The sequence below is a fragment of the Coleofasciculus sp. C1-SOL-03 genome, assembly GCF_040220555.1.
GTDB lineage: Bacteria > Cyanobacteriota > Cyanobacteriia > Cyanobacteriales > Coleofasciculaceae > Coleofasciculus.
In genome coordinates this window covers 74,367-82,359 of record NZ_JAVJUO010000155.1, presented here as the reverse complement: position 1 = coordinate 82,359, position 7,993 = coordinate 74,367, and the positions used below count along the sequence as shown (strand labels likewise).

At 45.4% G+C, this 7,993-nt stretch carries 6 protein-coding genes; 4 read left to right on the top strand and 2 right to left on the bottom strand.

Translation table 11 applies throughout. The features are described from left to right. Positions 1-114 precede the first annotated feature (114 nt). Positions 115-408 (bottom strand): (2Fe-2S) ferredoxin domain-containing protein, encoded by a 294-nt coding sequence (locus tag RIE73_RS25270; protein WP_446403796.1) that lies wholly within the window; start codon positions 406-408, stop codon positions 115-117. Positions 409-621: 213 nt separating this feature from the next. On the opposite strand from RIE73_RS25270, the gene chlP reads away from it, so the two are divergent. Both chlP and RIE73_RS25260 read left to right on the top strand, forming a co-directional pair. Continuing rightward, a complete protein-coding gene (gene chlP, locus RIE73_RS25265) occupies positions 622-1,845 on the top strand; it encodes a geranylgeranyl reductase (protein ID WP_446403799.1) in 1,224 nt (407 codons plus the stop codon). 652 nt (positions 1,846-2,497) lie between these two features. Continuing rightward, the gene (locus tag RIE73_RS25260; RefSeq protein WP_446403795.1) at positions 2,498-3,043 is read left to right on the top strand and encodes a hypothetical protein; all 546 of its coding nucleotides are present in this window, start codon (positions 2,498-2,500) and stop codon (positions 3,041-3,043) included. Between the two features lie 228 nt (positions 3,044-3,271). Here RIE73_RS25260 and RIE73_RS25255 read toward each other — a convergent pair whose 3' ends face one another. Further along, on the bottom strand, positions 3,272-4,189 hold the full coding sequence (locus RIE73_RS25255) for an Rpn family recombination-promoting nuclease/putative transposase (protein WP_446403794.1): 918 nt from the start codon (positions 4,187-4,189) through the stop codon (positions 3,272-3,274). Between the two features lie 848 nt (positions 4,190-5,037). Here RIE73_RS25255 and bchL point away from each other — a divergent pair. Both bchL and RIE73_RS25245 read left to right on the top strand, forming a co-directional pair. Next, positions 5,038-5,904: a ferredoxin:protochlorophyllide reductase (ATP-dependent) iron-sulfur ATP-binding protein gene (gene bchL / locus RIE73_RS25250; protein ID WP_446403793.1), complete on the top strand. Its 867-nt coding sequence runs from the start codon at positions 5,038-5,040 to the stop codon at positions 5,902-5,904. A gap of 402 nt (positions 5,905-6,306) precedes the next feature. Beyond that, positions 6,307-7,710 (top strand): ferredoxin:protochlorophyllide reductase (ATP-dependent) subunit N, encoded by a 1,404-nt coding sequence (locus RIE73_RS25245; protein ID WP_446403792.1) that lies wholly within the window; start codon positions 6,307-6,309, stop codon positions 7,708-7,710. Positions 7,711-7,993 lie beyond the last annotated feature (283 nt).

Genomic DNA, 7,993 nt, shown 5'->3' with positions numbered 1-7,993 from the left:
CATTATCTGCCTACTTCCTGCTTCGTGTTTTTATGTAATCCAAGTCGCTTAACGGCTTCTCTCAAAGGAATATCGCCAATATGAGTAAATTTAAGCCAATATGACCATATAGTATCATACTGGCTGTCTGTTATCAACCTTCACGGGTTGTCCGTCTTTGATATGCCGTTCTACTACGGCGGGGACTTCATCGGGGTGAACTCGACAATACCATGTTTCTTCGGGTAAAACCACGACCATCGGACCATTGCCACATTCTCCCAGACAACGGCTACCGCTAACTATCACCCCATTAACAGGTAAAGCCTGAAACGCTGCCAAGACTTTGGCTGCACCTTGTTTGCGGCAAGTACGGTGCTGACATACCAGTATTTGTCTTGTCGGTTGTTGTGACAAAGGTGCTGACATATCAGTATGGGACTGAACAGTTTGTCTCAATTGTAACGATGCAGATACCTTTCCTGGAACATAAGACCAAGGACAACCGACAAAATATTAAGCTTTGTGAAGGAAAATGTTAAGCTGTATTTCAAAATGAGCCGCGATCGCACATTGCGGATGAAATCGCCAAAAGTCCGTGATACCATGCAATCCGTACCTCGAAAACGATTGGGAGAAAACATGCCTGCACTAAGGGTTGCGGTTGTTGGTTCAGGACCTGCTGGCTCGTCTGCCGCAGAGACTCTAGCAAAAGCTGGAATCGAAACCTACTTGTTTGAGCGTAAGCTAGACAATGCTAAACCCTGTGGCGGAGCCATTCCGCTCTGTATGGTTAGTGAATTTGACCTGCCACCTGAAATTATTGATCGGCGAGTCAGAAAGATGAAGATGATCTCGCCATCGAATATAGAGGTGGACATTAACCTGGACAACGAAGACGAATATATTGGTATGTGCCGCCGGGAAGTCCTGGATGGCTTCATGCGGAACCGCGCTGCTAAGCTCGGTGCAACTTTAATTAATGGCACTGTTCATAAACTCGATATTCCCACAAGTAATACAGAACCCTATACCCTTCACTACGCTGACCATTCCGACGGGAGTCTCAGTGGCGTACAAAAAACCCTGAAAGTAGACTTGGTTGTTGGTGCTGATGGCGCGAATTCCCGCGTGGCTAAGGCAATTGACGCCGGGGACTACAATTATGCGATCGCCTTCCAAGAGCGGATTCGCCTGCCAGGGGACATGATGAACTATTATGAAGACCTGGCAGAAATGTATGTGGGCAACGACGTTTCTCCTGACTTCTATGCTTGGGTTTTCCCCAAATACGACCACGTTGCCGTTGGCACGGGTACGATGAAGGTGAACCAAGCCAAAATTAAAAAGCTACAAGCCGGAATTCGCGCTCGTGCTGCCAAGAAACTCGTCGGTGGTGAAATCATCAAAGTCGAAGCGCACCCAATTCCAGAACATCCCAGACCTCGCCGAGTCGTGGGTCGGGTGGCTTTAGTTGGAGACGCAGCGGGAACGGTGACGAAATCGTCGGGTGAAGGGATTTACTTTGCGGCAAAATCCGCCCGGATGTGCGCTGAAACCATTGTCGAAACCTCTAATGGTGGAACTCGCATTCCCACCGAAGCGGATCTCAAGCTGTATCTCAAGCGTTGGGATAAGAAGTATGGCATCACCTACAAGGTGCTGGATATTCTGCAAACCGTCTTCTATCGCTCCGATGCGACTCGTGAAGCGTTTGTAGAGATGTGTTCAGATCTGGATGTGCAGCGACTCACGTTTGACAGTTACTTGTACAAAACGGTTGTACCTGCTAATCCTTTAGTGCAGCTTAAAATTACTGCCAAGACGATTGGTAGTCTGTTGCGCGGAAACGCTTTAGCACCGTAATCCTTTCTCTGGTCATCATCACAAGGGCGGCGGGGATGTGCATTCGCGTTGAGAATGTTCACCTAGCCGCCCTCATTGTCTATTAGGACTTCCGCAAAGCCTCTATGTGTAGTGTCGTGGCACACCTAAAATGGTAGATTAGAATTGTAGGGGCGCAAGGCTTGCGCCCAGTTTAAACGTCAAATCTATTCCACAATTTTAGCTGTGTCAGTCCGCCATCGTGTGAAAGCGCTTGCGTAACGCACCTTGGCTACGATATGTGGTGTAGCTGCGTAAGTCCTGTCTATATCAGATGAGCTTAAATATTAAGTTCTGATAAAGCAAATCGTGATATCTATAAAGTTTTTATAAAGATGACCATTTTTTATTGGCAATCAGCAAATTAAGGACTTACTATAAAAGTGCTGGTAAATTCAACTCACTTATTCAACCAGCGAATCCTATACAGAAGCTCTAACTGAACTATCTATCTAATCCTAAATCTATTCCTTGGGAGTCCCCTCTTTTCTAGTAAAAGGGGGGATTCTTAGTAGAGACGTTGCATGCAACGTCTCTACAGGGTTTTGGCGATTGACTAACGGTGTTTCTTGATAACCTCTTGCTATTTCACGCTCAATATAGTACATTTGTACCAAATTACAGCGTGATCCTCATGAAAACACTGCAAGCCGGACTTCAATTCCTGCGTTCCCAGTTCATGCAGCGTCAACCCCCTCGCGTCTTAAAAAAGCCACCTCGCAGGCGTTACCGTTCCCCTTACCCAGTTCCCCGAAAGGCAATCCAGGCACCCCCTCAACCCGTGAAGTCTCAACCGCTTTTATCTTTTGAGCTTGATTCGTCTGTGCGGATGCTACAGCAACGAACTAGAGACGGATGGAAACGGTTAGAGTCTCAAGCATCCCACATCAATCGGCTATCGACAGAGTTAGAAGCCGCCTTGTTAGAACTCAAAGCGATCGCGTCGCAAGTGAATGCGGATTTGCAAACACTCCAGAAGGTGCAGCATTCGTCAACACAGGCGATTATTCCTAACGTCTGTGAATATCAGATCACGAAGTTACCTTTGGTGCAGTACAAACCATCGGGTGCATTTCTGCTGACATCGCGATCGGTGGATTTATTCCAAGCTGAACGGGACGCCATTGTGTTAGCACAAGTCTTGCGGCGTCGTACTCGACGTAAACGATTGAAACGTTAGTTCGGTTAAAGTTTGCTGACTTGTATAGCCAGAATATCAATTTACGGAATTGAAAGCCGTCAATTTTAGGTAGGGTGGGCAAAAGTTATCAAGCTGGAAAGGCTCATACTATCATTCTGTGCGATTGCCCACCCTACAGTAACTTGCTCGCTACTAAGAGCCAATTAAATACATGACAGCTTATCCCAGTTATCAAGGAGGTTAACCAAGGGGATTTGGTACACCTGATTAAGACGGCGAATGTTCGTCTAACCAACGTTCCAAATCCTCCAAACGATTTAAATCTAAAATCTCCTCGGTTAAATTTTCTAACTCTTGTAAAGGCAAGCTTTCAATTTTGGTACTTATCGCCTCTGGCAGTTCTCCAAAACGCTTTTTAAGTAGACGCATAACTAGAGCGATCGCTTCTTGGTAACGTCCTTTGGCTTCCCCTTGTTCTGCTGCATACGTTATCCGCCCTTTCTCATCCTGCAACATGATCCCTCGTCGTTCCACGATGTCTAACTCTTCTGAGGTCATTTTGGCTTGGTTGGCAATGTTTAAAGCCACTTCTATCTCAGCTACTTCCCCTAAACTATCAGGGATGTTATCTAGATGAGCTGCTTCTTTAAGGAAGTAAATCCATTTATCGCTCAAACTTGTTAACTCTGATAGGCTTTTGTGAAATTTCGGGAGTTCTACGAAAATTAACTGTAATTCTGGATCAGGATATTCAAACTTATGATTTTTTTCCTGAAAAACAAACTGATTGATCACATCTTGGCTAGCATTGAACAAAACGAAATCGGTTATCGTCACAGCGATAACTGGGTTGAGAGTTAAATAATTTTCTCCGATTCCTAATTGATTACTATACGCTTTAGACAGATTGTAGACGACCCGTTTGCTAAAAGCGGTTACCCGCGCTATTTGCATTTCAATAATAACGACTGAACCATTAGATAGAACAGCTTTGACATCTAAATAAGTATCTTTTAAGCTCATTGACTGACCCGGATTATAGGGGTTGACAATGGTCAAAGATTGAATCGTTTTATTCCCTCCATAAATAATCGCGTTGAGAAAGCTGATTAAAATATCTTTGCTCTGTTCGGAGCCGAATATTTTTTTAAAGGCATAATCGACTTTAGGGCTGATAAATTTCATAGGTTTATCCCGGTTAAGCCTGAAGTTAAAGGATCGCTAGTAATCTTATTTTAGTAGTAAAACAGCGTCGCGGCTTTTCTGTTGGGTTGTGGTTATCCTGATGCTATCAAAAAAACAATAGGGAACCGGGCGCGTGCGTAGGGGCGGGTTTCACTATTTATCTTTTTAGTTGCACCCAGATGTGACTAAACCCGCCCCGCCTTTCTCCGGTGAACGATCTCAACACCATTAGTTTTTCGAGCATAGGTATATTTATATCGCAACCATAGATTTAAACCTATGCCAGTGGTGGGCGATCGCGGCGAGTGTCATCGCAGCTACAAAAATTAATCTTTATTTACAACAATCTTGCCGGAGTTCGCTAAAAGTGCGATCGCACCTTCTCTAACTGACGTAAATCCAGGGTTTTTGGGGATCAGGGCGTCTCAGGCTTAGGGAATGCGATCGCGTCAAACCCCATCTATATCCCCGATTTCCCGTCGGAGTTGAGCTGGGGTCAGATCACTAACGTGAGCCAGCTTAGTCAGGCTTGAAGTCTATTCCTGCATTTTTGCTTTTGTTCATATTTATATAAATAAAATACACAAAATTGGAATAAATTGATTAAATTTGCTTCATAGGCACTCTGAACCTATAAAAGCCTTTAAGCATTGATAGGCGTTATCGGATTTAGATTTAAAGCCCCTCCCATTCCCACACCCCCTTTCATTTCTCAGGCAGTTATGTCAATAATGCGATTAGCAGGCAGCAAGCAATGGCTGGCGACTCAGCCCAAGCCTAGATGCCAGCTCATTTAATAGCTACGACAACATTCCAGTTTTGATCCAAACGATAGGAGACGACGAAGCGTGAAACTCTCAGTTTATGGAAAAGGCGGTATTGGTAAGTCCACAACAAGCTGTAATATCTCCGTAGCTTTAGCCAGACGCGGCAAAAAGGTGTTGCAAATTGGCTGTGATCCGAAACATGACAGCACCTTTACCCTGACAGGCTTCTTAATTCCTACGATTATCGATACGCTTCAGGAAAAGGATTATCACTACGAAGACGTTTGGCCCGAAGATGTTATCTATAAAGGTTATGGCGGTGTTGATTGCGTCGAAGCAGGTGGACCCCCTGCTGGTGCAGGTTGCGGTGGCTACGTTGTCGGTGAGACAGTGAAGCTACTCAAGGAACTTAATGCGTTTGACGAGTACGATGTAATTCTGTTTGATGTTCTCGGTGACGTAGTTTGTGGTGGGTTCGCTGCACCTCTGAACTATTCCGACTACTGCATGATCGTTACCGATAACGGCTTTGATGCGTTATTCGCGGCGAACCGAATTGCGGCGTCTGTACGTGAAAAAGCCCGTACCCACCCCTTGCGCCTAGCTGGGCTGATCGGAAATCGTACCTCGAAGCGGGATCTGATCGACAAGTATATTGAAGCTGTACCCATTCCCGTGTTGGAGATTCTGCCCTTAATTGAAGATATTCGCATTTCGCGGGTTAAGGGAAAAACCATTTTTGAAATGGCAGAAACTGATCCGTCTCTAACACCTGTGTGTGATTACTATCTGAATATTGCGGATCAAATTTTGGCACGTCCCGAAGGTGTGGTTCCCAGCGACGCCCCCGATCGCGAGTTGTTCTCTTTACTGTCTGACTTCTACCTGAATCCTCAACAACCGAAGGTAACGTCAGAGGAAGAAGAACTTGATCTGATGATGGTTTAATTTAGTCATTTGTCATTGGTTATGGTGTTGAGACATTGGGTTAAGGGCGGGTTTTGTTGATAGTTATCGGTGAAGTAGGGCGGGTTTTGTTGTTCATTTATCGGTGACAAGTCGTTTGAGGAGGTAGGGCGGGTTTTGTTGTTCATTTATCGGTGACAAGTTTGAGGAGGTAGGGCGGGTTTTGTTGTTCATTTATCGGTGACAAGTTTGAGGAGGTAGGGCGGGTTTTGTTGTTCATTTATCGGTGACAAGTCGTTTGAGTGGCTAAACCCGCCCCTACAACCCGCCCCTACAACCCGCCCCTACAATTGTGGCTGAATCCAGCCCTACCATAAGACCCTAAGACGTTGGACTTCTTATAGATAGAAACTTTCCTGAGAAACGAAGAGAGGAGAATTTGTTATGACTACGCTTCAAAATCCCCAATCGCTAGAGTTTGAATGTGAAACTGGAAATTACCATACATTTTGCCCGATTAGCTGTGTGGCTTGGCTTTATCAGAAGATTGAAGATAGCTTCTTCTTAGTCATTGGCACGAAAACCTGTGGTTATTTCCTGCAAAATGCCATGGGGGTGATGATTTTCGCCGAACCCCGTTATGCAATGGCGGAATTGGAAGAAGGGGATATTTCTGCCCAATTAAATGACTACGAAGAATTGAAACGGCTATGTTTACAAATTAAGCGCGATCGCAACCCCAGTGTCATTGTCTGGATTGGTACTTGCACCACGGAAATCATCAAGATGGATTTGGAAGGGTTAGCGCCGAAGTTGGAAAGCGAGATTGGGATTCCCATTGTGACAGCGCGGGCGAATGGATTGGATTATGCGTTCACTCAAGGGGAAGATACCGTTCTCGCAGCGATGGCGCACAAATGTCCGAAAGAAGCGCCCAAAGTAGAAGCGGAAAAAGAAGAACGGAATGCAATTTCCAAACTACTCAACTTTGGACGCCAGAAAGAAGAGGTAGTGGCTGAAGAATCGGAGTATGTGGATCATCCTCCCCTAGTATTATTTGGGTCATTACCTGACCCCGTGGTGACAAACCTTACCCTAGAACTGAAGAAGCAAGGAATTAAAGTTTCCGGTTGGTTACCCGCGAAGCGATATACTGAACTTCCGGTGATTGAAGAAGGGTATTATGTCGCAGGTGTCAACCCCTTCTTAAGCCGTACCGCGACAACCTTAATGCGTCGCCGCAAGTGTAAATTAATTGGCGCACCGTTCCCTATTGGTCCCGATGGAACTCGCGCCTGGATTGAAAAGATTTGTTCGGTGTTTGGAATTGAACCGAAAGGGTTAGACGAACGGGAAGCACATATTTGGGAAAACCTGGAAGAATATGTCAAGTTAGTACGCGGTAAGTCGGTTTTCTTCATGGGAGATAACTTACTAGAAATTTCCCTGGCTCGTTTCTTAATTCGCTGCGGAATGAGTTGTCCAGAAATTGGCATTCCCTATATGGATAAGCGGTATCAGAAAGCGGAATTGGATCTGCTGGAGAAAACCTGTCAGGAGATGGGAGTACCGACGCCAAAGATTATCGAAAAACCGGATAACTACAATCAAATTCAGCGAATTTATGAATTGAATCCGGACTTAGTAATTACCGGAATGGCTCATGCGAATCCCTTAGAAGCGCGAGGAATTAATACCAAGTGGTCCGTTGAGTTTACATTTGCTCAGATCCACGGCTTTACCAATGCGCGGGATATTCTAGAGTTAGCCACTCGTCCCCTGCGCCGCAATAACAACCTCAAGGATTTGGGTTGGGATAAGTTGGTGAAAGAAGAAGCGAAGGTTTGATCTCTCCTCCTTTGAGATCTCTCCAACCCCCCGGATTCCGGGGGGTTTATTTGTTAGTTTTATGCCATGGCGAGGAGGAAGCAAGAGGAGGCGATTGAAATCGCAGCTACACAAACAAAGTCCGCCTACGCGGACTAAATGATAAAGTGGGTAGTCAACCCGGATTGGGTACGAGAGGGTGCGAGCGTTTGTAGTAGCCACTTTAGTGGCTAAACAAGGCTTATCCGCTCTTGAATCTGCTGAATTTAGAGGATAGGTTTTAGTCTTGCTTAAAAATACCCGA

What these genes read in the sequence shown, in the direction of transcription:
- RIE73_RS25260 (WP_446403795.1), top strand. Translation starts at nt 2,498, where the DNA reads ATGAAAACACTGCAAGCCGGACTTCAATTCCTGCGTTCCCAGTTCATG.
- RIE73_RS25255 (WP_446403794.1), bottom strand. Translation starts at nt 4,189, where the DNA reads ATGAAATTTATCAGCCCTAAAGTCGATTATGCCTTTAAAAAAATATTC.
- RIE73_RS25270 (WP_446403796.1), bottom strand. Translation starts at nt 408, where the DNA reads ATGTCAGCACCTTTGTCACAACAACCGACAAGACAAATACTGGTATGT.
- chlP (WP_446403799.1), top strand. Translation starts at nt 622, where the DNA reads ATGCCTGCACTAAGGGTTGCGGTTGTTGGTTCAGGACCTGCTGGCTCG.
- RIE73_RS25245 (WP_446403792.1), top strand. Translation starts at nt 6,307, where the DNA reads ATGACTACGCTTCAAAATCCCCAATCGCTAGAGTTTGAATGTGAAACT.